Genomic DNA, 304 nt, shown 5'->3' on the forward strand with positions numbered 1-304 from the left:
AATCGGTAACTTCAAAGAATCCTTTACAGATGTTTCCCGTAAGGTTGACCTGGTACAAGAAGAAGTGTCAAATATGCCAAGCTCTATTTTGGATGCAGCAAAAGCAAATGCCACAAGTCTTATAAATTCAGGGTTTGGAGGACATGTGCGCTTTTATCCAGATCGTATTTTAATTATGGATACGAAAGATGAAAAGAGCGCTAAAAAGGTTTGGCAATGGAACTTAAATGGATTAGGGTATTCTTCCACAGGTGTAAATGGACCATATGGAACGGCTATTACAAGTGATGGGAGAATTGTAGCT

Annotated in this window: 1 pseudogene; it reads left to right on the plus strand. The window is 38.8% G+C overall.

The window, feature by feature from the left end:
* Nucleotides 1–304, plus strand: a pseudogene (locus ACQGS6_RS29570) (phage tail spike protein); the annotation flags it as partial.

This window comes from Bacillus sp. GMs2/2, from assembly GCF_050172095.1.
Taxonomy (GTDB): Bacteria; Bacillota; Bacilli; order Bacillales; family Bacillaceae_G; genus Bacillus_A; species Bacillus_A cereus.